This is a genomic window from Ruminococcus sp. AM43-6, assembly GCF_003461785.1.
Lineage (GTDB): Bacteria > Bacillota > Clostridia > Oscillospirales > Ruminococcaceae > Hominimerdicola > Hominimerdicola aceti.
Genome location: NZ_QTXU01000013.1, coordinates 23539 through 49386, shown reverse-complemented (window position 1 = coordinate 49386; position 25848 = coordinate 23539). Strand labels below are relative to the sequence as shown.

Here is a 25848-nt window from a genome sequence, read left to right as displayed (position 1 = left end):
TGGTATAATAACAATCGGTAGGTGATTATTTGAAACTTGAACATATAAACGTCAAAGAAGCCGTGAGATATATGGGAATGGGCAATAATAAGCCAGACGAACGCACGGCTTTGTTGATAGATGAATGTGAAAAAGAGCTTTTGAAGGTCATTGAGCCTAAATTTGTGTACAGAGTGTTTGATGTCGCTCATAAAGAGAACGGTGTTGAGGTCATCGGTACTCCGTTGTTTCTTGGCGGCAATGATATATGCAGACACCTTGAGGGGTGCAGTAAATGCGTGCTTTTTGCAGCGACTATTTCTTCGGGCGTTGATAGAAAGCTTCGTGCTTATGAAGCAGAGGATATGGCTAAAGCTATGATAGCGGATTGCCTTGCAAGTGCGGCTGTGGAGCAGGTATGCGATATAGTTGACAACACTGTGAAAGAAAAGCTCAGCGGATATAATCAGACATGGAGGTTTTCTCCTGGTTATGGCGATCTGCCTATCAGCGTGCAGAGAGTTTTTCTTGACGTACTCAATGCGCAGAAATTTATCGGGCTTAATGCAACTGAAAATAATATCCTGACGCCGAGAAAGTCTGTTACGGCGATAATCGGATTGTCAGAAAATGAAATATCAAAGGGCAGACGTGGTTGTGCCTGCTGTAATATGAGGGAAGTCTGTCAATTCAGAAAAAGAGGAGATCATTGTGGATTTTAGAACATTACTTAAAACAAAAGAATTTGTCATACTTGACGGAGCAATGGGTACGACGCTTCAGGCAAAGGGACTTGAAATGGGTGGCACTCCTGAAGCCATTAACATAGACAAGCCTGATTGGCTGGTGGACATACACCGCCAGTATATAAACGCAGGCTCAGACATTGTTTACGCCAATACTTTCGGTGCAAACAGACACAAGCTTGAAAAGTGCGGATATACTGTCCAGCAGGCTATCCCTGCGGCTATAAAAAATGCTAAAAAAGCCTGTGAGGGTACTGATACCCTTGTTGCTCTTGATATCGGACCTATCGGACAGCTTTTAGAGCCAACAGGAACGCTCACTTTTGAAGAAGCTTACGATATTTATAAGGAGCAGATACTTGCAGGAGCTGACGCAGATCTTATCGTTTTTGAAACAATGACAGATCTCTATGAACTTAAAGCGGCTGTTCTTGCGGCAAAGGAAAACAGCGATCTTCCTATAGTCTGCACAATGACTTTTGAGGAAAATATGCGTACATTTACTGGCGTTGCTATAAGCTCCATGGCTTTGACTTTGGAGGGTCTGGGCGTTGACGCAATCGGTGTGAACTGCTCATTAGGGCCAAAGGAGCTTTATCCTGTTGTGGAGGAGCTTTGCAAGTGGACAAATCTCCCTGTTGTAGTAAAGCCTAATGCAGGACTTCCTGACCCTGTTACAAATGAATATAACTGTTCACCTGAAGATTTTGCAGAGTTTGCAGAAAAGCTTATCCCATTGGGAGTTAAGGTGCTTGGAGGTTGTTGCGGAACTAATCCTGAGTATATCAAAAAGCTTGCTGAAATGCTCAAAGGCAAGAAGCACGTCAGCGTGCATAATGATATCCCTGCCGCTTGCTGTTCACCGACACATACTGTGGTTATAGACCAGCCAAGAATAATCGGCGAACGTATCAATCCTACTGGCAAGAAACGTTTTAAAGAAGCACTGCTTGCAAATGATATCGACTATATTCTTGGTCAGGCTATCGAGCAGATACACGCAGGTGCGGATATTCTTGATGTAAATGTTGGTCTGCCGGGCATTGACGAAAAGAGTATGATGGTCAAGGCTGTTAAGGCTTTGCAGGGCGTTGTCGATGTGCCTTTGCAGGTGGATTCAACTATACCTGAGGTGCTTGAAGCGGCTCTGAGGGCTTATAATGGCAAGCCTATCGTCAATTCTGTAAACGCTGAGGACAGCTCCATTGAAAATGTTCTTCCTCTTGTAAAGAGATATGGTGCGGCTGTGGTAGGTCTTACTCTCGATGAAAACGGCATACCAAAGAGTGCTGACAAGAGATTTGAGCTTGCTAAAAAGATACTTGACAAGGCGCTTGAATACGGTATTAGAAAAGAAGATGTGTATATAGATTGTCTTACTCTTACCGCTTCTGCGGAGCAGGAAAATGTTATGCAGACAGTAAATGCAGTGGAGCGAGTAAAGAACGAGCTTGGACTTAAAACAGTTCTCGGTGTATCGAATATCAGCTTTGGTCTGCCTAGCAGAGAGATAGTTAATCACAACTTTCTTATGATGGCGCTCACAAAGGGTCTTGACCTGCCGATAATGAATCCTAATATTGATTCTATGACGGCAACTGTTCGTGCCTACAAGCTTCTGACAAACATTGATAAAAACTCTGTTGACTTTATTTCTCACTACGGTGGCGAGAAAAAAACTGCTCCTGCTGCAACAGGCACAAAAGCTGAGATAGACTTGCCGTATGCTATCGAAAATGGTTTGAAGAAAGAAGCAGCTGACCTTACTGCAAAGCTTTTGCAGGAAACAGAAGCCATGAACATTGTCAACGATATGCTTATCCCAGCACTTGATAAGGCTGGTGCAGAATTTGAAAAGGGCAAGCTTTTCCTGCCACAGCTTATCCAGACAGCAGGCACTGCACAGGCTTGCTTTGAGGTAATAAAAAATTACATTCTGTCAACGGGTAAAAAAAGCGTTTCTAAGGGCAAGATAATCCTTGCAACAGTAAAGGGCGATATCCACGATATCGGCAAGAACATTGTAAAGGTACTTCTTGAAAACTATGGTTATGACGTTATTGACCTTGGCAAGGACGTTGACTATCAGACAGTAGTTGATTGTGCAATAGAAAATGACGTACATCTTATCGGTCTATCTGCGCTTATGACAACAACTCTTGTGAGCATGGAAAATACAGTTAAGCTTCTTCGTGAAAACAATGTTGACTGCAAGATAATAGTAGGCGGTGCGGTGGTAACGGCTGACTATGCAGAGCAGATAGGCGCTGACTATTATGCAAAAGACGCAAAAGAGTCGGTAGATATCGCAAGAAAATTTTTCGGAAACTGAATAAAATAACTATGACCTCCCATAATCTGAACAACAGATATTTATGGGAGGCCATTTTTAATGAAAAAGTTTGTTACAGCTATCATCATTTCATTTGTCGTTACAGTAAGTTCTGCAGGCATCAAAGCCGCTGCTTTTTCCTCATCAAACCTTGGGGCAGCATTCGTTTTGAGCAATGTTATGTCAGATGAAAAAAACGATAAAAATGGCAGTGGTATAACTGTCATAGACGGCAATAGGGAAGATATAAAGTTTACTTTTAAAATAGCCGAGATAATTAAAAGCCTTTTTAACTAAGTGTACATTTATTTGTACTCATATCAAAAGTACGATTGACTTTTGAGCCTTGCCGTGTTATTATATAAATATCAATCATAACGGAGGCTCATTCAATGGTAACAGTTATAAGCGGTGGCTCTCACAGTGGACGTGACAAAGTTTTCATAGATAAGATCAAGTCTGCTGTAAAAAACGGCGAGCAGGTCATGGTCATAATACCGGATCAGTTTTCTTTTGAATATGATAAAAAACTGTATGAACACCTTGGTGCGGCAGATTTCAACGTCATACAGACTGCAGGCTTTAACCGTATCGCTGAGTTCACAGAGAAGCTTTATGGCGGTAGGGTAAAAGAAAATGCTGATGATAACGTCCGCACTATCCTTATGTATAAGGCAGTCAGACGTCTTAAGCAGACCAAAGATATCCGCTTTTATAAAAAGAGTCTTGAAAAGGGCAGTTTCTTAGCCGAACTTAACGAACTTGTGAGCCAGTTTCGTGAAAGCGGAATAACACCGCAGGATCTAGCTCTTGCTGCTGAGAAGCAGAGCGGCTCTCTTGCCATGAAACTTTTTGATATCTCAAGGCTTTATGATTTTTACATGGATGAGCTTGAAAAGGCAGGAATGCAGGACACACTGTCGGCAATGGCAAGAAGTGTGGATCAGGTGAAGGAAAACGGATATTTCCGTGGAATGACAGTTTTTGTTGACGCTTTCAACGATTTCTCTTTTGATGAACTTAAAATGCTTGACGCTTGTATCGCACAGTGCAAGAGTATAACGTTCTCTCTATGTATCGACAATGAAAGCATTAGAAGATATGCAAATCACCCTTTTGCTGATACTCTTAAAACGTTGCAGCAGATAACAGATATTTCCGCTGATCATAATTACAAGGTCAACACCATAGAGTGTCACAACAGCTTATTCAAAGCGTGTGAACTTGAATATGTGAGCAAAGAGATTTACAACACCTGCAAAAAGCCATACGTCGGAAAGTGTGAAAATGTTTCTGTTATATCAGCAACGGATATTTACGAAGAAAGTGAATTTGTCAGTGGAAAGATATGGGAGCTTGTTAGAGAAAAAGGCTATAAATTCAGTGACATAGCTTTGCTTGCAAGAAACCTTAAAGATTGTGCTTCCGTTTTTGAGGGTACGTTTGACAGATATGAGATACCATATTTTTCAGACTGCAGTGACAGTGTTTCTTCATCATCTCTGGTGAGGTATATGAACTCGCTTTTCAAGTGCTTGCTTTCAAGAAAGTATTCCACGGACAATATTTTGAAATACATAAAATCGCCGCTTTTTCCAATGCTGAATATCGAGATATCAAATCTGGAAGACTATTGCATACGCTGGAGCGTTGATGGTGATATGTGGCTCAGTGATTTTACTGTTGCAGGTGATCTCAGCGAAAAACAGCTTGAAAAAATAAACTGCTCAAGACGAAAGATAATCGAGCCTTTTGAAGCATTTAAAAGCAAACTTGTTAAAGACATTACAGCAGGGGAATTGTGCCGTGGGCTTTATGATCTTCTTGGCAGCATTGAGCTTTCTAAGCAGACCTTTTCTGTAGTAAAAAAAGCAGGAACTTCGGATAACGAAACTCAGCTTGAAATGGCAAGAGGATTGAAACAACTTTGGAACTCTGTTCTTTCGGCTATTAAATCCGTCTATGACTGCATGAATGACGAAGTTATCTCCCTCAGACAGTTTTATGAGCTTTTCAAGCTCATGCTTTCGCAAATGAGTGTTTCACGTCCTCCGCAGAAACTTGACTGCGTAAGGATATGCGACCCGAGCCATTCAAGGCTTGAGGGCGTAAAGGCTGTCTTTCTTGTTGAGGTGAACGACGGCATATTTCCTGCGTCTTTAAGCTCTGGTGGACTTATCACAGAAAATGAAAAAATGATATTAGAGGGAAGCGATATTCATATCTCACATAGCGCAAGAAAATCTTTTCAGACAGAGAAGCTTGTGTGCTACAACGCTTTTACCCTTGCAGACGAAAAGCTCTATGTGCTTTATTCAGAATCTGACCTTGTAGGAGAAACTCACCACCCATCTGCGCTTGTTTCCGAGCTTAACGGAATGTTCGGCAAAATCAATACCAAAGGTCAGGACATGGGGCTTGATTTTTACTGCACTTCTTTCAGGACAGCTTACTATAAATATATGGAACATTCCCGTGATAAAAACGCTACAACTTCTGCGATTAGGTCTGTGTTGGGGTTATCGCAGGAATATGCCGAGAAACTTATGCGAACAAAGAATCTTCATGAAAACGGTGACTATAAGCTTGACGAAAAGACAGCAGAAAAGCTTTTCATGTCAGAACAGCCTGCAAAGGTCTCGCCTACTCAGCTTGATACATATTATAAATGCCCGTTCAATTATTTCTGCAAGTATGGTCTTGGTCTTAAAACTGTCAGAAAGGCAGATATCGACGGGCTTAACAGGGGACTTATCATTCATCAGCTTCTTGAAAAGATAATGCGTAAAGATGATGACGGCACAGGCTTTGACAATGCTTTCCTTACTCTCTCAGATGATGAGATAAAAGAGTATATCCACAAAAACGTTACCGAATATATAAAGGAAAGCCTTGGTGGAATGTTCGGAAAATCTCCGTCATTTGTATTTTTACAGGAGCGTATGGAAAGCAATATCCTGCATATCGTGCGATTTATGCAGCATGAGCTTCTTAACTCAAAATTCAGACCTGCGCTTTTGGAATACAAAATAGACAAGTCCGAAGGAGAAGACAGACTTATCATAGACGTAAACGGCAGAGATAAGATAATCCTTACGGGAATTATCGACAGAGTTGACGTTTTCGAGGACGAGAACGGTGAAAAATATGTGAGGATAATCGATTATAAAACAGGCTCTATTGACCTTAAATATTCAATGCTCTACAATGGCCTTAATTTGCAGATGTTTGTGTATCTTACCGCTTTACTTGAAACCAAAAATCCAGTGAATATTGACGGTGGATTGAAGCAGGCTGGTATCGTATACTACACGCTAGGAAACAAGCCTAAAACATACGAGCAGACAGCCGACGCTGACGTAGAAGAAGCCGAGAGCAGATCACGGCTAAACGCTTTCAAGCCTATAGGAAAAGTCGTTGATATAAAGGCTGTCACTGAAGCTTTCAGCTCAGAAGAAAATTACGCCTATGCGCCTTTTAAATATTCTAAATCCAACGGCATTTCAGGCACTGTTCCAGACGGCTTTTTTACAAAACTCAGAGAATTTGCTATAGGCAAAGTGGCGCAATTTGGTGAACAGCTTTGCCAGGGAAACATTCAGGCAAGACCTGTGGCGGAAGCCTGCAAGCACTGTGATTTTCACGATATCTGCGGCAGGATAAACCAAGAGGACGTTACAGACGTGAAAGACAGCGTTTATGAAGAAAAACTTATGGAAGAACTAACTGACAGAAAGGGGAAAGAATAATTGGCTGATACAAAATGGACCAAAGAGCAGGAAAGAGCCATTAGTGACCGTGGCAAGGGAATTATAGTTTCAGCGGCGGCAGGAAGCGGCAAAACCACAGTGCTTATAGAACGAATGATACAACTCCTTTCTGATGAAAAAAATAAAATACCTGCCGACAGACTTCTTGCAGTAACATTCACAAAAGAAGCCGCTTCAAGCATGAAAGAAAAACTCAGCCGTGCTTTTGACGAACAGCTTCGCCGTGACCCTGAAAACAAGTGGTTGCTTAGTCAGCAAAATCTTATCCAGCTTGCGAGGATATCTACAATAAATTCTTTCTGTCTTGACCTTGTGAAAAGTAATCTACATGAATTTGATTTTCAGGGCGGACTTGATATACTTGATGACAGTGTGCAAAACCTTATTTTGCAGGAAGCTATCACGCAGGCTTATGAAAAGCTTTGTGAAGAAGATTATGAAAGCTACAAACTGCTGAAAAACGCTTTTGCGGATAAAACTCTCAATGAAATCACCGACAATCTTTATAAATTCATGCGTTCGCTGCCGTTTCCTGAGCGTTGGATAGCGGAGGTACATAAAAATTTTACTGATGATAAGATTTTTGACAGCTTTATAAAAGATAATATATGTGTAGCTCAAACAAAGCTGAAAGAAGCATTTTCAATGTATGAAGTTTTTGAAGAATATGCCTGCCGTAAAGAGATAGAGGGCATACCTTTTATAAAACATATCAAAATGAATGAAACTGCCGACAGTGACAGAGAACTTCTTCATAGGTTAAGAAAGCTTCTTGAAAGCGGCGATATAGATACTATTGCTAAGTCAGATTGGAAATTCAGCACCATAAAAAGATTTCCCACGAACAAGGCTTTCAATGCATCACTTGACGATGATATTCGCATGAGGTTCAAGGACAATTATGCCTTCTGTGCATCATACAGAAACAAATATAAAGATATCGTAGCTAAAATTACCGATATGTTCAATAACACAAAACTAATCATGAAGGAAAATATGCTTGAATCTGACAGAATATTTACTGTTCTGTGCAGGGTATGCGAAGAAATAGACAAGATCTCACAAGAAATGAAGCTTGAACGAAATGGCGTTACTTTTTCTGACGTTGAGATAATGGCGAGAGAATTGCTTGTAAAAGATACCGAGAATGGACCTGTTCGCACGGAGCTTTGCGAGGAAATTCGCAGAAACAGGCTTTATGAGCTTATTTTCATAGACGAGTTTCAGGACGTGAATAATCTTCAGGAGCTTGTTTTCCGCTCGCTTTCTGATTCTGATAACTTGGATATCATGGGCAAAAATGTTTTTGTGGTTGGCGATATAAAGCAGGCTATATATCGTTTCAGACTCTCAAATCCTGAACTTTTCAGCAAAACGAGAAATGACGCTTCCGCACCTGAAAACAGCGAACAGCTCGAGGCTATCTTGCTAAGCAAGAATTTCAGAAGTCGTGAGTCTGTGGTCGATTTTGTAAATTTTCTGTTTCACTATCTTATGACACAGCACACAGGTCAGGTGGATTATGATAGAAATGAAGAACTTCGATACGGTGAACTTTATGATGAAAATAACAAGCCTACAGAAATAATGCTCATACCTTTTGATAAGGACTACAAAAAGACAAATGGCTATTCTGTGGAGAACAAAGTGATAGCGCAAAAGATAAAGCACATGCTTGAAAACGGTGAGGAAGTCAAAGATCATAGCTCTCTAAGACCATGCCGTGCAGGAGATTTTTGTATACTTGTTCAAAAGAATGATGAAATTACCCTTATGGCAAAAGCCCTTGAAGAAGTAGGTCTGAAGGCATATTCTGAGGATACAAACGGATACATGAAGTCAAGAGAGATAACACTTGTGCTGAATATGCTCAGGGTAATTGATAATCCTATGAACGATATTGCAATGACAGCTATCATGATGTCGCCTATCATGGGATTTACGCCTGATGAAATGGCGGCAGTAACAGAAAAGTCAAAGAAGCCTAACAGCAAACTGAAAGACCATATCTATCAGGTGGTAGCGGCGTCAGCTTCTGCTGAGGACAGCCACGAAAAGGAAGCTACTCATATAAGCTTTAATAATAAAACATTGCAGGATAAGTGCATAGAGCTTAATAAGCTTATTAATTCCCTGCGTTATCTTTCAATGAGCATGGGTCTTGAACGGCTCATAAGAAAAATATACGACATGACCGACCTTATGGGGATCGTTTCGCTGTATCTTGATTCTGATAAAAAGCGAGCAAACCTTCGTCTGCTTCTTGAATATGCTTCGTCCTATGAGCAAAATAGTCAGGAGGGCGTAACTGGTTTTCTAAGATATATCGACTCTGTGTCCTCAAATGAAAAAGCCTTTAAGCAGGCAATGACAGTAACGGAGGGCTCAGATTCCGTTTACATAAAGACCTACCATGCTTCAAAAGGTCTTGAATATCCATTTGTATTTTTATGTCAGCTTGACATACCGCTTATAAAGAAAGACAAAGGTTACTGTTCACATAACAAGCTGGGCTTTGCTTTCAGTTTTATGGATAACAGCAAACTTATGAGAAAAACTTCACTTTACTATGATAAGCTTTCAAAGGAATCAAAAGCAGAGGAAAAAAGTGAAAAGCTCCGCCTGCTTTATGTTGGATGTACAAGAGCAAGAGAAAGACTTTTTGTAAGCTATGCACCGATTATTTACAGCAATACCACATATGAGAAGGTTATTGAACGTAAGGTGGGGATAGTTGACAGGCTTAGAAACATATACTCAAAGCAGGGAGATTCTCTTGAAAATGTTGTGGCGGACGCTGAAACGATGCTTGATTGGATAACAATCACGCTTGCACTTCACTCCACGGGTGATCAACTCACATCTTGGCTTGGCACTGATAATATAGCTGTCAGCGGGGACGAATACCCTGAGCCTGAGATAATATATAATGAATACAGCATTGAAAATACAGAGCAGACACAGGAAGAAGATACAACTATTAGCGAAATAGAAGCGGATAGAGCAATGCTAAAAAAGCTTCTTGACAAATTTGCATTTGAGTATGATTGGTCAGGAGTATCAACACCAGCAAAGCTTACTGTTACGGAGATAACTGCGGCTGAAAAAGAGAAGCAGACAGAGAAAACCGAACCTGAGTTTTATCCTAGTCTTCCACGGCTTGATGATGAGTTTGATAAACTATCAGCAGCGGAAAAGGGAACTTTTACCCACAAATTTATGGAGTTATCGGACTATGATAAGGCACATGAAAGCGTAAAAACAGAGCTTGAACGTCTTGTGAATCAGGGGTACTTCAGCCAGAAAGAAGCTGACGGAGTTTATGTTGAAGCACTTGAAGCATTCTTTAGATCTGATTTTTATGAGCGTGTGAAAAATTCCGATAATGTGATGCGTGAAAAGAAGTTTCTTGTTTCAATGAGCGATCTTGACTTAAGTGAAAATCTTCCTGAATATAATGGTAACAGCGGTATGCTTCAAGGTATCGCTGATTGTATCTTCCACGAGCCTGACGGATATGTTATTGTTGATTATAAAACTGACAGATTTAAGGATGTGTCACAGCTCATGGGCTATAAAACACAGCTTGCACTGTATAAAGCATCGTTTGAGATGATACTCGGAGAGAAAATAAAAAGCTGTTATATTTATTCATTCTGGCTGCGAAAAGGGGTTGAAATCAAGCTCTGAATGTGATATAATGACATATAGAGAGCTTTGATAATATTTTTTTGAAATAATTTGAGAAAAGGTATTGACAAGTGGGTAAAAGTGTAGTATAATATCATGGTAAACAAAGCAGAACAATGTCCGTTCTCACCTTAAGCGCAGTTCTCTGTAGTAAAAAGGTCAACATGAATTTGCATATCAATGTGATTTTATGCGGGTACGGATCAGTTTTGTGCCCGTTTTATTTTATTTTTGGAGGTGCTGCGTCATTAGCAACAGGGAACATCAGATCAACGAAGAGATCCGTGATAAAGAACTCAGGGTCATAGACGTTGACGGAAATCAGCTTGGTATTTTAAGTGCTGACGAGGCTCTTAAAATTGCATTTGAGAAAGATCTTGATCTTGTAAAGATCGCTCCTCAGGCAACTCCGCCTGTATGCCGTATCATGGATTATGGCAAGTTCTGTTTTGAACAGACAAAGCGTGCGAAGGAAGCAAAGAAAAATCAGAAAGTTATCGAGATCAAGGAAGTTAGAATGTCATCTACGATCGACACTCATGATTTTAATGTAAAGGTCAATCAGGCTGTTAAATTCCTTAACGGAGGAGATAAGATAAAAGTTTCTGTAAGGTTCAAGAAAAGAACTTTGGCTCATCCACAGTTCGGTGAAGAACTTCTTGCAAAATTCAAAGACGCTATCTCTGAAGCCGGCGTTGTTGACAAGCCATCAAAAATGGAGGGACGCAGTCTTGTGATGTTCGTTTCTCCGAAAGTAAACAAGTAAAATAATAAGGAGGATAAATACAATGCCAAAGATCAAAACACATTCTGGTGCTAAGAAGCGTTTCAGTGTTACCGGTAGCGGTAAGGTTAAGTTCCAGCACACAAACAAAAGACACAGACTTACTCAGAAGGATCACAAGCGTAAGAGAATCCTGCGTGGTGCAGCTTATGCAGATGATACCAACATCAAGAACGTAAAGGCTCTTATCCCTTACAAATAAACGAGTTGTAGGGAAAACAAATTTTTAAAATTTCAGGAGGTAATAACTATGGCTCGTGTAAAGGGAGCAATGATGACTCGTAAGAGAAGAAATAAGACTCTGAAGCTTGCTAAGGGATACTTTGGTGCCAAGAGCAAGCACTTCAAAATGGCTAAACAGGCTGTAATGAAGTCAGGTCAGTATGCATACATTGGAAGAAAGCAGAAGAAGAGAGATTTCAGAAAGCTTTGGATCACAAGAATTTCAGCAGCTGCTAAAATGAACGGTATGAATTATTCAACATTCATGAACGGCGTAAACAAGGCTGGTATCAATCTTAACAGAAAGATGCTCTCCGAAATAGCTATCAGCGATCCTGCTGGTTTCACAGCGATCGCTGAAAAGGCGAAGGCTGCTCTTTAATAGTCAAAAACACGCACGTTCTTGTAACCTGCGTGTTTTGTTGTATATTAAGGCAACACCATATATGACGCATTTGGCAACTAAATGATTAAATTTTCAGAATAAGAGGTGACGCAGTTTGCATATTAATAGTAAAGATAACCCTAGAGTGAAGCTTTTCAGAAAGCTTCTGTCTTCAAAAAAAGCTAGGGAAGAACATGGATTGTTTGCTGTTGAAGGTGCAAGAAACTGCGTTGACACCGCTTATGAAGCTGTGTGCGGAAGAATAAAAGTCCATTCTGTTTTCTATACTCAAACGGCCTTGACTAAATATAAAAATACACTTAAAACCGATAGCCTTTTCTCGTGCACAAGACCTGAAGATGTTTTTGAAATATCTGATGAGCTTGCGAAAAAGATGACAGATGAGGGAAACTCTCAGGGCATTTATATGATCGTTTTTAAGGTCGATTTGCCGTTTGTGGCTGAGTATATTGACAAAAACGGGAAGTATCTTGTGCTTGATAATTTACAGGACCCAGGTAATTTGGGTACGCTTCTAAGAACTGCCGATGCTGTAGGCGTTAGTGGAGTAGTTATGACAGATAATTGCGTTGATCTGTATAACCCAAAGGTGGTTCGTTCCGCTATGGGAAGCACTACAAGACTTGATCTTTTTGTAGTGGATAATTTTCTGAACGTCGCAACGCTTTTTGATGAGCTTGGTATCGTTACAAATGCTGCAGTTGTCAGAAACGGTGAAAATATCACAGAATTTGATTTTGATAGACCGTGTGCTGTTGTAATAGGAAACGAGGGCAAAGGTTTGCCTAAAGAACATTCAGACATTTGTAAAAATCGTGTGACTATTTCTATGCACGGCAACATAGAATCACTTAATGCTGCTTGCGCAGGCACAATCATTTTGTGGGAAATGTTTCGAGGTGGCAGTCATGGATAAAGAAAGACTTTTATTGTGGATAAGAGCGGTTCTGATTTTCACTCCATCGAGCAAACGTATATGGGAAGTTTCTGCAAATTATGATGATATAGTTGAGTTCATGACTGCACTCGATGATCATATGGTCAGCGGACTTAATGATAAAGAGCTGCAGAGGATAGGAAAATATAGTCTTAAAGACGCAGAAATCATAAAAAAACGCTGTGAAGAGCTTGGCATAAATATTTATTGTTACGAAAGTGAGGGCTATCCTGACAGACTTAAACGGATCGCAAATCCACCTGCTGTTCTGTATACTTATGGTAACCTTGACTTTTTAAACGATAAATGCGTTATTTCAGTAGTAGGCTCCCGTGAGCCGTCTGAATATTCTGTAAAGATAACGAAGCATATTTGCGCAGATCTTATAAGAAGAAACTGTCTGCTTGCTTCGGGGTTTGCAGGCGGTATAGATCAGATCGCTAACAGGGTAGCTATTGAAAATAATAGTAGACCTATAGCTGTGTGTGGCACAGCTCTTGATTGTGATTACCCTAAGGGAAGTAACGAGCTAAAAAAACAGATTGCTGAGAATGGAGTAGTAATATCAGAGTATTTTCCGGGTTATAAACCATTTGGAAATGCTTTTGTGAATCGCAATAGGATTCTTACAGGACTTTCAAATGCAGTGCTTTTTACTGAGTGTAGCAAGGAAAGTCATGGTCTTGATAATGTCAATCACGCCATATCTCAAGGAAAACAGGTATTTGTAGTACCACCACATGATATCTATGACAGTCGATATTTCGGACAACGTGATCTCATAAGAAATGAGTGTCAACCTGTGTTCGGTGCAGAGGATATAGTGTATTCGCTTGGCAATGAAAGGTATCAATCTCTTAGACTTGTGGAAAGCCTGGGAGAGTTCACGCTTCCTGCTGAGGATTCTGCTATACTTAACAATGGCGAGCCTAAGACAGTGAAGCACAGAAAAAGCAAAAGAAAAGTGCCTGACAGCAAGACTGTTTCTGAAACAGATGTGGTAAAGCCAACACCTGAGCCTGATCTGTCAGGGCTTGATGACACACAAAAGAGCATTTGCAAACTGTTAAAAAGCGGAAATATGCTTGTGGACGAGATAGCTGCAAAGCTTGGTATGGATATCTCTGATGTGCTTGCACAGCTAACGGAGCTTGAACTTTATGGCACTGTTAAGTCATATCCGGGCAAAATGTTTGGACTTTAATATATATTAAGAATGGAGAATAGATTTGTCTAATTTGATCATAGTTGAGTCACCAACGAAGATAAAAACAATTAAGCGTTATCTTAGCGATGATTATGAAGTCGTGGCTTCAAAGGGTCATGTCCGTGACCTGCCAAAATCAAAGCTGGGCGTCGATATAGATAATAATTTTGAACCTAAATATGTCAATATAAAAGACAAAGAGGGCGTTATAAAAGATATAAAAAAGCTTGCAAAGAAAAGCGACCATGTTTATCTTGCAGGAGACCCTGACCGAGAGGGAGAAGCCATTTCATGGCATCTTGCATTGCTTTTGGGTCTTGACCTGAATGATAAAAACCGAGTAACTTTCAACGAACTTACTGAAACCGGTATCAAAGCTGGAATGAGCCACCCACGTTCTATTGATATAAATCTTGTTAATGCACAGCAGGCAAGGCGTATCCTTGACAGACTTGTGGGCTATAAGCTTTCACCTTTTCTTTGGAGAAAGATAAGAAAAGGACTTTCAGCGGGCAGAGTTCAGTCTGTCGCAGTAAAAATGATATGCGACAGAGAAAACGAGATAAGGGCATTTGTATCTCAGGAATATTGGTCCATTGACGGAAAATTTTCCGCAAACGGTGAAAGAAAGACCTTTGCCGCAAAGCTTAATACAGTTGACGGAGAAAAGCCAGAGTTGAAAAATAAAGAGCAGGCTGACGAGATACTGAAAAGACTTGAGGGTGCCGAGTTTGTTATCGACAAGGTAAAAAAGAGCGTTCACAGAAAATCTCCTGCCGCACCATTCACCACCTCGACTTTACAGCAGGAAGCGTCAAGACGTCTCAGCTTTCAGGCGAGAAGAACGATGAAAACCGCTCAGGAGCTTTATGAGGGTGTTGAGATAAACGATATGGGTCAGACAGGTCTTATCACCTATATGCGTACCGACAGCCTTAGAATTTCTGATGAAGCAAGAGCAGCGGCATATGATTTTATCAGAAAAAAATATGGCGATAAGTATATCCCTGATACACCGAAAAAATATAAAACTAAGGGCAACGCTCAGGACGCTCACGAAGCCATCCGACCAACACACCCAGAGGTAACACCTGATACGGTAAAGGCAAGCGGAGTGACGAATGACCAGTACAAGCTTTATAAACTCATTTGGGAGAGATTTATAGCTTCTCAGATGTCAAACTGCCTTATGGACACTGTTTCTGTTGATATCTCTGCAAACGGTTGTAACTTCAAGGCAACAGGCTATTCTGTAAAGTTCGACGGATTTACTGTTCTTTATGAAGAGGCTAAAGACGATGAGGGTGAAAAGAAAAACGTGCTTCCTCCAATAAAATTCGGTGACTCAATAAAGGTGCGTAACCTTGAGGGAAATCAGCATTTCACTCAGCCTCCTGCAAGATACACAGAAGCGACCCTCGTAAAAGCGTTTGAGGAAACAGGCATCGGCAGACCTTCGACTTATGTTCCAACTATTACAACCATAATAAACAGGAATTATGTTGAGCGTGACGGAAAACAACTTAAGCCGACTTCGCTTGGCGAAGTAACAAACCAGCTTATGAGCGAGCATTTTGATAAAATAGTTGATGTTAAGTTTACTGCAAACATGGAGAAATCTCTTGACGAAGTGGAAAATGGCAAGAAAAGTTGGGTAAAAACTTTGCAGGACTTTTATAGTGACTTTGACGAGGAATTGACTGAAGCCGAGGAAGCTATGGACGGGAAGCGAATCAAAGTGCCTGACGAAGAAACAGATCAGGTGTGTGAGCTTTGCGGCAAACCTATGGTAATAAAGATAGGCAGATATGGCAAATTTATGGCTTGCTCAGGCTTTCCTGAGTGCAAGAATACCAAGAAAATAGTTCAGGAAACAGGCGGAATTTGCCCTTACTGCGGAAAGAAAGTGCTTCTCAAAAAGTCTAAAAAGGGCAAGAAGTATTACGGCTGTGAGGATAATCCTGAGTGCAAGTTCATGACATGGGACGTTCCTACCGAAGAAAAATGCCCTAAGTGCGGCAGTACGCTTTTCCAGAAAGGCGGAAAGAACGGAATACTCATTTGCCATAAGCCTGATTGCGGATATGAAAGGAATTTATCTAATGGCGGTTAAGGTAATAGGTGCAGGACTTGCAGGCTGTGAAGCTGCGTGGCAGTTAGCGCAAGCAGGGATAGACGTTGAGCTTTATGAAATGAAGCCGAAAAAGTTTACGCCTGCCCATAAATATAAGGGCTTTGCAGAGCTTGTCTGCTCAAATTCATTGAAAGCGGACAGAATAGATTCAGCCGCAGGTATGCTAAAAGAGGAAATGCGCAGGCTTGGCTCTGTCACAATGGAATGTGCAGCTGAAACTAAGGTATCAGCAGGCGGAGCACTTGCTGTTGATAGAAAAAAGTTTTCCGATATGGTCACGGCAAAGATAATGGAAAATCCTCACATCACTGTTATCGAGGAAGAAGTCACAGATATACCTGATGGCGATGTTATAATCGCAACAGGTCCTCTTACAAGCGATGGGCTTGCAGAGAGTATCGGCAAAATATGCGGTGATTATCTGTATTTTCATGATGCCGCCGCACCTATCGTCACATATGAAAGTCTTGATAAGGATAAGGTGTTTTTTGCTTCGAGATACGGCAAGGGCGAGGCTGATTATATCAACTGCCCTATGAATAAGGAAGAATATCTCAGGTTCTATAATGAACTTATCAATGCGGAATCCGCTCCGCTCCATGATTTTGATAAGGAGCACTTTTCAAAGGACGGGTTTAAGGTGTATGAAGGCTGTATGCCGGTTGAGGTCCTTGCCAAAAGAGGAGAGGACACAATGCGTTTCGGTCCGCTGAAACCTGTGGGTTTGACAGACCCACGAACAGGAAACAGACCTTATGCCGTCGTTCAGCTTCGTGCAGAGAACGCAGAGGGAAGTCTGTATAACCTTGTGGGCTTTCAGACAAACCTTAAATTTGGTGAGCAGAAAAGAGTATTTTCTCTTATCACAGGACTTGAAAATGCAGAATTTATACGCTATGGAGTTATGCATAGAAACACTTTCATCAATTCGCCTAAGCTCTTAAATCCGCAGTTTAATATGCGAGATAGAGAAAACCTTTATTTTGCAGGTCAAATGACAGGCGTTGAGGGGTATATCGAATCGGCGGCAAGCGGAATTTTTGCAGGGTTGAGCATGGCAAGACGTTTGCAGGGCAAGCCTGCGGTTACCTTGCCTGATACCACAATGCTGGGTGCGCTTTCAAAGTATATAAGCGATCCTACTGTGGAGAAGTTCCAGCCTATGGGATGTAATATGGGTATCCTGCCTGAGCTGCCTGAACGTATAAGAGATAAGAAACTGAAATATAAGATGATAGCTGAAAGGGGTCTTGCAGACCTTGACAAGGCTATTGAGGAATTTTAAGGAGAATGTTATGAACATAGTAATTGACGCTTTCGGCGGAGATAACGCACCTCTCGAAGTCATAAAAGGTTCAATTGACGCACAGAAAGATTTCGGTGTTGACGTTACTCTTGTTGGTGATGAAGAAAAAATAAAAAAATGTGCACAGGAAAACGGACTTGATATCACAGCTTTACATATCAAGCACGCTGATACTGTTATCGAGATATGTGAAGAGCCTACAGAAGTAATCAAGGGCAAGAAGGATTGTTCAATGGCTGTGGGCATGAAAATGCTTGCAGACGGCGAGGGCGACGCTTTCGTTTCAGCTGGCTCAACAGGCGCACTTGTAGTTGGAGCAACGTTTATCGTAAAGAGAATAAAGGGCATCAAAAGACCAGCTCTTGCAACAATACTTCCTACGGCAACTACGCCTACGATGCTTCTTGACAGCGGTGCAAACGCAGACTGCCGCCCTGAAATGCTTACTCAGTTTGGAATAATGGGTTCGGCTTATATGAACAAGATACTTGGTGTTGAGTCACCAAGAGTAGGTCTTGCAAATATTGGTGCAGAGGAGTCAAAGGGCAGAGAGCTGGAGCTTGAAACTTACAAGCAGTTGAAAAACGCACCTGTAAACTTTGTTGGAAATATCGAAGCAAGACAGCTTCCTATGGGCGATTGTGACGTATGCGTGGCTGACGGCTTCTGCGGAAACCTTATGCTCAAGCTTTACGAGGGCATGGCAAAATTCTTCTCAGGGGAGCTTAAAACGCTTTTGACTAAGGATACAAAGTCAAAGATCGCTGCTCTTATGGTAATGAAGAACGTTAAAGATTTCAAGAAAAAGGTAGACTACTCTGAGTATGGCGGAGCGCCTCTACTTGGTACTGCAAAGCCTGTTATCAAGGCACATGGCTCATCAAATGCAAGAGCATTCTATAACGCTATCAGACAAGCAAAACAATTTACTGAAACTAATGTGATAGATGAGATCACAACTGCTATCGAGCAGTTGAAAAGCAAACAGGAGATGTTATAATGGACGAGCAAAAGGCTCTTAAAGAGTTTCAGGAAAGAATAGGTTATCAATTCAAAGACGAAAAGCTCCTTTACGAAGCTCTTTCCCATTCATCATTTGCAAATGAAAACAAGAAGGCAAGAAACAGCAATGAAAGGCTTGAATTTCTTGGAGATTCAGTGCTTTCTATAGTTGTGTCAGATCACATTTTCGAGCATTACAAGCATATGCCTGAGGGCGAGTTGACAAAAATGAGAGCTTCACTTGTGTGCGAAAAAGCACTGTTTGAGTTCTCAAAGAAAATAGAACTTGGCAAGTATATCTTTCTCGGAAAAGGCGAGGAGATAACAGGGGGCAGAGAAAGACCGTCAATTATTTCAGACGCTTTTGAAGCAGTTATCGCTGCAATTTATCTTGACGGTGGTATCGAGCCTGTTTCAAAATATATACTTTCATTCATACCTGAAAATATCACGCCTGATGGAGTTGTTTTCCATGATTACAAGACTATTCTTCAGGAGATAATCCAGAAAAATCCTGAGGAGAGAATAGAATATCACCTTAAAGGCGAGTCAGGTCCTGACCATAATAAGAAATTTACTGTTCAGGTACTTTTGAATACGAATGTTATCGGCGAGGGTACGGGCAGATCGAAAAAAACCGCTGAACAGTTGGCGGCCAAAGAAGCATTGGAACTAATGGGCTATGGGGCACAGTAATATATCTGTCTTCGTGCCGCATATAGGCTGTCCGCATATGTGTGCGTTCTGCAATCAGCGCACCATAACTGGTACAGAGAAGATACCGCACGCTGATGATGTTAAGCGTATCTGCACACAGGCAATGAACGAAGTCAAGGACGTTTCACAGACGGAGATAGCCTTTTTCGGTGGTAGCTTTACAGCAGTGCCGAGAGAATATATGCTCGAACTTCTTGGTGCAGCACAGGAGTTTATAGGCAACGACAAATTCAAGGGTATCAGGATATCCACCAGACCTGACTATATCAGCACTGAGATACTTGACATTCTCAGAGATAATCACGTTACGGCTATCGAGCTTGGCGCACAGTCTATGTCAGATGTTGTTCTTGAAGCCAACGAGCGTGGACATACTGTTCAGGACGTCGAAAACGCTGCAAAGCTTATAAAAAGCTATGGCTGCTTTGACCTTGGTCTGCAAATGATGATAGGACTTTATAAAAGCAACCGTGAAACTGAGCTGGAAACTTGGTCGAAGATAGCGGCACTATCACCTAAAACAGTGCGCATCTATCCCGTTGTTATCCTTAATGGTACAAGGCTCGGAGAGCTTTACAAAAGTGGCGAATATAAGCCTATGGACTTTGACGAGGTAGTGAAAATCTGTTCTTATCTTCTCACAGAAGCCGATAAACTTGGTATAGATGTTATAAAGCTTGGTCTGCACGCAAGCGAGGTCGTGGAGGAGCAAATGTTGGGCGGATTTTATCACCCTGCATTCCGTGAACTTTGCGAAGGCAGAAATTACCGCAGGCTTATAGCAGAGGAGCTTGGAAAGCATGGCAATATAAGCGATATAGCTTCCGTTGTGATATCTGTACCAAAAAGGCAGATAAGCAAGGCAATAGGTCAGAAAAAAGCTAATATAGAATATTTCAAAGATCTTGGTGTCAATATAAAAATTGTAGGTCACGAGGGCAGCGATAAAATAAAGATAAACGAAATCATAATGAGGGGTGGTGAAAAATAATGTATCTTAAATCACTTGAATTGCAGGGCTTTAAGTCTTTTCCAGATAAAATAGAGCTGAAATTCAATAAGGGTATCACCGCAGTTGTCGGTCCTAACGGATCAGGCAAGAGTAATATCGGTGACGCTATGCGCTGGGTAATGGGCGAGCAATCTTCCAAAGCCCTGAGAGGTGAAAAAATGGCAGGCGTTATTTTTCACGGCACTCAAACTAGACCAAAAGCGCCTTTTGCTCAGGTAACTATCACCATAGACAACGAGGACGGTGCACTTGAATATGACAGCGACACCGTGTCAGTATCACGAAAGCTTTACCGCAATGGCGACAGCTTTTACATGATAAACGGTAAAGAAGTAAATTTAAAGGATATCGTGGAACTGTTTATGGACACAGGTCTTGGCAGGGACGGTTATTCGATAATCGGTCAGGGCAGGATAGCAGATATCGTAAACGGAAAATCCAATGACCGCCGTGAGATATTTGAAGAAGCGGCAGGCATTTCAAAATTCCGTTCAAAGAAAAAAGAAGCCGAAAAAAAGCTTGCGGCGGCTGAGGATAATCTCTCTCGTATCAATGACATCATGGGAGAGATAGAAGGACGAATAGGTCCGCTTAAAGCGCAGGCTGAAAAGGCGGAGAAGTTCAGAGTCCTTGATGAAGAAAAGAGAAAGCTGGAAGTCTCCGTATGGGTGCATAAGCTCAACGAGTATATGAGCCAAATAGCAGGTTATGAGGAGAAGCTTTCTGCTGTAAAAAAAGAGTACGAGGTCATCACGCAGGAGCTTGAAAGCATTGAAGATGATATAAATGACAGCTTTGCAAAGAGCGCTGAAAAATCTGAGCTTGCTGACAGCTACAAAAATCAGATACATCAGGTGGAGCTTGAAAACTCTCAGGCACTGTCAAAGATCGCAGTATATGAGAATGATATTTCTCACCTTGAAGATAATATTTTGAAGCTTAAAGAGCAGATAAGTGAGTCCAACTCATCAAAATACTATCTTGAGGCTGAGCTGAAAACACGCAGACAGAAGCTTGAAGAACTCGACGAGAAAAAAGCAAAGCAGCAGGAAGCTGTAGATTGTAAGGAAAAAGAGCTTTCTGAGCTTATTGATAAAACTGCATTATCTGACAAGTCGGTAAGTGAAGCTGGAAGCTTTATAAATGAGCTTTACATGAAAAAGTCGGAAGTTTCATTCAGACTTGAAAATGCTAAAAACAACCTTTCGGATATTGATGAGCAGATCGAAAATTCTCTTGAAAGAAAAAAACAGCTTGAAGAACATTCAAAACTTTCTTCTAAGGAATTAAAGGAACTGCGTGAATCAAAAGGCAAAGCTGATGAAAACAAGCAGGAGCTTACAAACCGCATGAGCGGACTTGCAAAGCTTCTTGAAACTAGAAACACAAAGCTTTCAGAATGTCGCAAAAATCTCACAGATACGGAAATACAACTCCGTGACGTTGAGAACAGGATAAAGACTATAGCCGACCTTGAAAACTCCATGGAAGGCTTCCAGTTCAGCGTAAAGCATATAATGAAAGCCTCACAGCAGGGTAGGATAAGCGGCATTTGCGGTACTGTTTCTCAGCTTATATCTGTTGAAACAAAATACTCTGTAGCCATTGAAACTGCGTTGGGTGGGGCACTTCAGAACATTGTCGTAAACAATGAGGACTCTGCTAAGAGAGGTATCAGGCTTCTGAAAGAGAACAGAGCAGGCCGTGCAACATTTCTGCCTGTTACATCAGTTCGAGGAAACAGGCTAAATATGCCGCAACTTGAAAATGAGGACGGCTTTGTGGCTCTAGGCTGTGAGCTTGTTAAGTATGACAGCCAGTTTGAGGGCGTAATCAACAGCCTTTTAGGCAGGATATGTATAGCAGAGGATATTGATAGTGCAACCCTTATCGCAAAGAAATACGGCTATAAATTCCGCATCGTTACCCTGGACGGACAGGTGATAAACGCGGGCGGCTCATTCACAGGAGGAAGCGTTTCCAAACAGACAGGTCTGCTTACAAGAAAAAATGAAGCGGAAGCACTTGCTAAAAAGAAAACAGCACTTGAAAACTCCTTTACAGAGCTTAAACAGCAGGTTGAGAAGCTAAATCAAGAGGTTTCAAAATACACCGCTGATACCGAGGGACTAAGGGAAAAGCTTTCACAGGTAAACAGCGATATACTCCGTTTTGAAATGGAAATAAAGCGTGTTTCAGAGTATTATTCTGACTATGAAAACAAGCTTGATGAGATAGAAACATTTATCGAAACGCTGAAAAATAAATACAAGATAGTAAGCGGAGATATTGACAAGGCTCAGACAGAACTTTCAGAGATCGAAGCTGAGATATCTGATAATGAAGCCAAGCTTGCCGACTCTCAGAACGAGCAGGCAGAACTTAAAAATAAGCGTGAACAGCTCAGCGAAGAGCTTTCGCAAATGAAGATAATGGCGGCAGAGTTATCCAAAGACCTTGATGCCTGCAAGCTTTCAATATCACAGCTTGAAGAAACTATCGGCGACAGTGATACTGACAGCGGCAAGTTGAATGATAATATCTCCGAGTGTGAAAAGAAAATAGCCGAGAAGAAAGAGCTTATTTTTCAGACCAAACAGGAACTCAGCGGCGCTGACGAAAAGATAGCCGCTGCACAGAAAATGGCGGAGCAGGCTCAGCGTGAGCATATTGAGCTTGACAATGCAGCAAACAAACTTCGCACAAAGCAGAAGCACAAAATGGACGAGAAGGAAACACTTTCAGGTCAGATTACAAGAGCGGAGGAACAGAAAAAATCTGTTACTGCAGGCTTTGATAAGCTTGTGGCACAGCTTTGGGATGATTATGAGCTTACAAGAAGCGACGCTGCAGAGATAGCCGAGGATATTGTGGATATAACGGTAGCTAATAGGCGACTCAACGAACTTCGTGGAAAGATAAGAAATCTTGGAAGCGTAAACCTTGGAGCTATAGAGGAATATGCAGAAGTGTCACAGCGACACGAATTTCTCACAGGTCAGCTTAATGACGTAAATACGTCAAAAACAGAACTTGAAAAACTTATCGAGGATCTGACAGAAAATATGAAGAATATGTTCACCGACAGCTTTGAGCGCATAAATGCGAACTTCAAGAAAATTTTCACCGAGCTTTTCGGTGGTGGTCAGTGCGAGCTTATTCTCACAGACCCAAACAATGTACTTGAATGTGGTATTGAGATAAACGTTCAGCCGCCAGGCAAGGTCATAACAAATCTTATGTCCCTTTCAGGCGGAGAGCAGGCTCTGGTGGCTATTGCAATTTATTTTGCAATCCTGAAAATTTCGCCATCACCTTTCTGTCTTCTCGATGAGATAGAAGCGGCGCTTGATGATGTGAACGTAAGTAAATATGCACAATATCTGCACCACCTTACAGATAAAACACAGTTTATCACCATTACTCACAGACGTGGAACAATGGAAGAAGCTGACGTTCTGTATGGAGTAACGATGCAAGAAAAGGGTGTTTCCAAGCTTCTTAAAATGGACGTTTCGGAAACACGTCAAATGAAACTTGAATAGGAGTGAAGAAATGGGATTTTTTGAAAAGCTGAAAAATGGTCTTAAAAAGACTAAAGACTCAATGATGGGCAGAATAGAAAGTCTGCTTCATTCATTCAGCAAAATAGATGAAGATCTTTTTGAGGAGCTTGAAGAAACGCTTATCCTCTGCGATATCGGTGTTACAACTTCTGAAAAGATATGCGATAAGCTCAGACAGAAAGTCAAGCAGGAGGGCGTTAAAGAGCCTGAAAAAATCAAGGATATGCTTAAAGAGATAATCACAGAAATGCTCGGTGAGGATCAGAAGCTCGATATGTCAACAACACCGTCAGTTATACTGGTTATCGGTGTAAACGGTGTTGGCAAAACAACAACTATCGGCAAACTTGCTTATCAGCTTCACAAACAAGGCAAAAAGGTTATCGTTGCGGCGGCTGATACTTTCAGAGCGGCTGCTATTGACCAGCTCGAAGTGTGGACAGAGCGTGCAGGGGTAGACATAATCAAGCACAACGAAGGTTCAGACCCTGCTTCCGTGGTATTTGACGCACTGGCGGCGGCTAAGGCAAGACAGGCTGACGTTGTTATATGCGATACCGCAGGTCGTCTTCACAATAAGAAAAACCTTATGGACGAGCTGAAAAAGATATCCCGTATAGTTCACCAGCAGGCAGAGGGCTGCGCTCTCGAAGTCCTGCTTGCGCTTGACGCTACAACGGGACAGAACGCAGTTAATCAGGCAAGACAGTTCAATGAAGTAGCTGATATAACGGGTATTATTCTTACCAAGCTTGACGGCACAGCCAAGGGTGGAATAATTATCAGCATAACCGATGATCTGCAAGTGCCTGTAAAGCTTGTTACAGTAGGCGAAAAAATAGACGACATACAGCCGTTTTCAGCAAGAGATTTTGTTGAAGCACTGTTTGAATAATAGAATATTGGATTAGACACTTAAAAGTATAAAATCAGGGGGAATTTTTTATGGATAAGGTTTTGTTTGTAGTTGATATGCAGGAAATGTATGTAGGAAGGGGCAGAGATAAAACCACATACACATATGATGCCGAATCACTTATCGACGCTATAAACAAGCGTATCTCTGCTTATAAAGCTGAGGAGGTCTTTTATATCGTCAGCTACAAAAAGGGACTTTTGGGTGGAGGAATGCCCAAAGAGGGAACACCTGCGGCTAGCTTTCCAGCAAAGCTGAAAGTTGTATCCAAAAATATTTATTCCAAAAGCAAGCCCGATGCTTTTTCAAACGTTGCTCTTGAAGATTTTATGAGAGCAAGGAATGTAAAAGAGATAGAATTTGTAGGTGTTGATGGTGGTATCTCCGTTATCAACACAGCAATAGGTGCTATTGAATGTGGAATGAAAGTTGTTTTCAACGAAGAATGTATCGGTACAGTTTTCAAAGATAAGGCAAACAAATGCCGTGAAAAATTAAAGAAAAATAAGGTAACTTATATACACAGCTAAAGGAGAAAAAATGAAACTTGTTATTGCAAGCAACAATAAAGGCAAGATAAGAGAATATAAACAGATTCTTGAGCCGCTTGGTTATGAGGTGTTCTCGCAATCAGAGGCAGGTCTGATACTTGATGTTGAGGAAACAGGCACTACTTTTGCTGAAAACTCTGCACTAAAAGCAAGAGCTGCATTCAAGCTTTGCGGCTGTGCTGTACTTGCAGACGACAGCGGTCTTGAGATAGATGCTCTGGGCGGTGAGCCTGGAGTATATTCAGCAAGATATGGCGGACTCGAAACTGATGATGAGCGTACCGCTCTTGTGCTTAAAAAAATGAAAGAAATACCTGATGATAAAAGGGGAGCACACTTTACCTGCACAATACACTTTATCAAAGCAGACGGTGAAGAGATAGCCGTTGAGGGAAAGGTATTCGGTAAGATAGCTCACGAGCCTGTTGGCGAAAACGGCTTCGGCTATGACCCTATTTTCATGTATGGGAACAAGAGCTTTGCTCAGGTGGACTCAGAAACAAAGAATACCGTTTCCCATAGAGCAAACGCACTGAAAGCTTTGCTTGAACAGCTCACAAAGCAGTAAACT

19 protein-coding genes are annotated in these 25848 nt (G+C 41.4%); all 19 read left to right on the top strand.

All coding sequences use genetic code 11. From position 1 onward, the window contains the following. Positions 1–29 precede the first annotated feature (29 nt). The 19 genes from DW938_RS08490 (at position 30) to rdgB (ending at position 25845) form a co-directional block, all read left to right on the top strand. Positions 30–701, top strand: coding sequence for a vitamin B12 dependent-methionine synthase activation domain-containing protein (locus DW938_RS08490; RefSeq protein WP_046439282.1), 672 nt, complete (start codon positions 30–32; stop codon positions 699–701). Further along, positions 691–3057 (top strand): homocysteine S-methyltransferase family protein, encoded by a 2367-nt coding sequence (locus DW938_RS08485; RefSeq protein ID WP_118124490.1) that lies wholly within the window; start codon positions 691–693, stop codon positions 3055–3057. Before DW938_RS08490 ends, DW938_RS08485 begins: the two co-directional genes overlap by 11 nt. A 60-nt stretch (positions 3058–3117) precedes the next feature. After that, positions 3118–3354, top strand: a complete 237-nt coding sequence (locus DW938_RS08480; RefSeq protein ID WP_046439286.1) for a hypothetical protein — start codon at positions 3118–3120, stop codon at positions 3352–3354. A 95-nt stretch (positions 3355–3449) separates the two neighbouring features. Next, the gene (locus DW938_RS08475; RefSeq protein WP_118124489.1) at positions 3450–6806 is read left to right on the top strand and encodes a PD-(D/E)XK nuclease family protein; all 3357 of its coding nucleotides are present in this window, start codon (positions 3450–3452) and stop codon (positions 6804–6806) included. Then, the gene (locus DW938_RS08470; RefSeq protein WP_118124488.1) at positions 6807–10517 is read left to right on the top strand and encodes a UvrD-helicase domain-containing protein; all 3711 of its coding nucleotides are present in this window, start codon (positions 6807–6809) and stop codon (positions 10515–10517) included. Positions 10518–10728: 211 nt separating this feature from the next. Further along, a complete protein-coding gene (gene infC / locus DW938_RS08465; RefSeq protein ID WP_022286866.1) occupies positions 10729–11283 on the top strand; it encodes a translation initiation factor IF-3 in 555 nt (184 codons plus the stop codon). A 22-nt stretch (positions 11284–11305) separates the two neighbouring features. Continuing rightward, on the top strand, positions 11306–11503 hold the full coding sequence (rpmI, locus tag DW938_RS08460; protein ID WP_022286867.1) for a 50S ribosomal protein L35: 198 nt from the start codon (positions 11306–11308) through the stop codon (positions 11501–11503). Between the two features lie 48 nt (positions 11504–11551). Next, positions 11552–11905: a 50S ribosomal protein L20 gene (gene rplT / locus DW938_RS08455; protein ID WP_022286868.1), complete on the top strand. Its 354-nt coding sequence runs from the start codon at positions 11552–11554 to the stop codon at positions 11903–11905. A gap of 118 nt (positions 11906–12023) precedes the next feature. Beyond that, positions 12024–12845: an RNA methyltransferase gene (locus DW938_RS08450; RefSeq protein ID WP_117923678.1), complete on the top strand. Its 822-nt coding sequence runs from the start codon at positions 12024–12026 to the stop codon at positions 12843–12845. Continuing rightward, complete coding sequence (locus tag DW938_RS08445) at positions 12838–14070, top strand: DNA-processing protein DprA (protein WP_181984396.1); 1233 nt, start codon at positions 12838–12840, stop codon at positions 14068–14070. The genes DW938_RS08450 and DW938_RS08445 overlap by 8 nt, the downstream gene beginning before the upstream one ends. A gap of 25 nt (positions 14071–14095) precedes the next feature. Continuing rightward, entirely contained in the window at positions 14096–16186 is a 2091-nt protein-coding gene (gene topA, locus DW938_RS08440) for a type I DNA topoisomerase (RefSeq protein ID WP_118124485.1), read from the top strand. Then, positions 16176–17492, top strand: coding sequence for a methylenetetrahydrofolate--tRNA-(uracil(54)-C(5))-methyltransferase (FADH(2)-oxidizing) TrmFO (trmFO, locus tag DW938_RS08435; RefSeq protein WP_118124484.1), 1317 nt, complete (start codon positions 16176–16178; stop codon positions 17490–17492). The genes topA and trmFO overlap by 11 nt, the downstream gene beginning before the upstream one ends. A 10-nt stretch (positions 17493–17502) precedes the next feature. Next, positions 17503–18513, top strand: a complete 1011-nt coding sequence (plsX, locus tag DW938_RS08430) for a phosphate acyltransferase PlsX (RefSeq protein WP_117927578.1) — start codon at positions 17503–17505, stop codon at positions 18511–18513. After that, positions 18513–19211: a ribonuclease III gene (gene rnc, locus DW938_RS08425; protein ID WP_022286874.1), complete on the top strand. Its 699-nt coding sequence runs from the start codon at positions 18513–18515 to the stop codon at positions 19209–19211. Before plsX ends, rnc begins: the two co-directional genes overlap by 1 nt. After that, on the top strand, positions 19198–20223 hold the full coding sequence (locus DW938_RS08420) for a radical SAM protein (protein ID WP_117939208.1): 1026 nt from the start codon (positions 19198–19200) through the stop codon (positions 20221–20223). Before rnc ends, DW938_RS08420 begins: the two co-directional genes overlap by 14 nt. Continuing rightward, on the top strand, positions 20223–23789 hold the full coding sequence (gene smc / locus DW938_RS08415; protein WP_118124483.1) for a chromosome segregation protein SMC: 3567 nt from the start codon (positions 20223–20225) through the stop codon (positions 23787–23789). Before DW938_RS08420 ends, smc begins: the two co-directional genes overlap by 1 nt. Positions 23790–23799: 10 nt before the next feature. Next, positions 23800–24705, top strand: coding sequence for a signal recognition particle-docking protein FtsY (gene ftsY / locus DW938_RS08410; protein ID WP_038671958.1), 906 nt, complete (start codon positions 23800–23802; stop codon positions 24703–24705). 50 nt (positions 24706–24755) lie between these two features. Further along, positions 24756–25256 (top strand): isochorismatase family protein, encoded by a 501-nt coding sequence (locus DW938_RS08405; protein ID WP_117876037.1) that lies wholly within the window; start codon positions 24756–24758, stop codon positions 25254–25256. A gap of 10 nt (positions 25257–25266) precedes the next feature. Beyond that, positions 25267–25845, top strand: a complete 579-nt coding sequence (gene rdgB / locus DW938_RS08400; RefSeq protein ID WP_118124482.1) for an RdgB/HAM1 family non-canonical purine NTP pyrophosphatase — start codon at positions 25267–25269, stop codon at positions 25843–25845. The last annotated feature ends 3 nt before the right edge of the window (positions 25846–25848 follow it).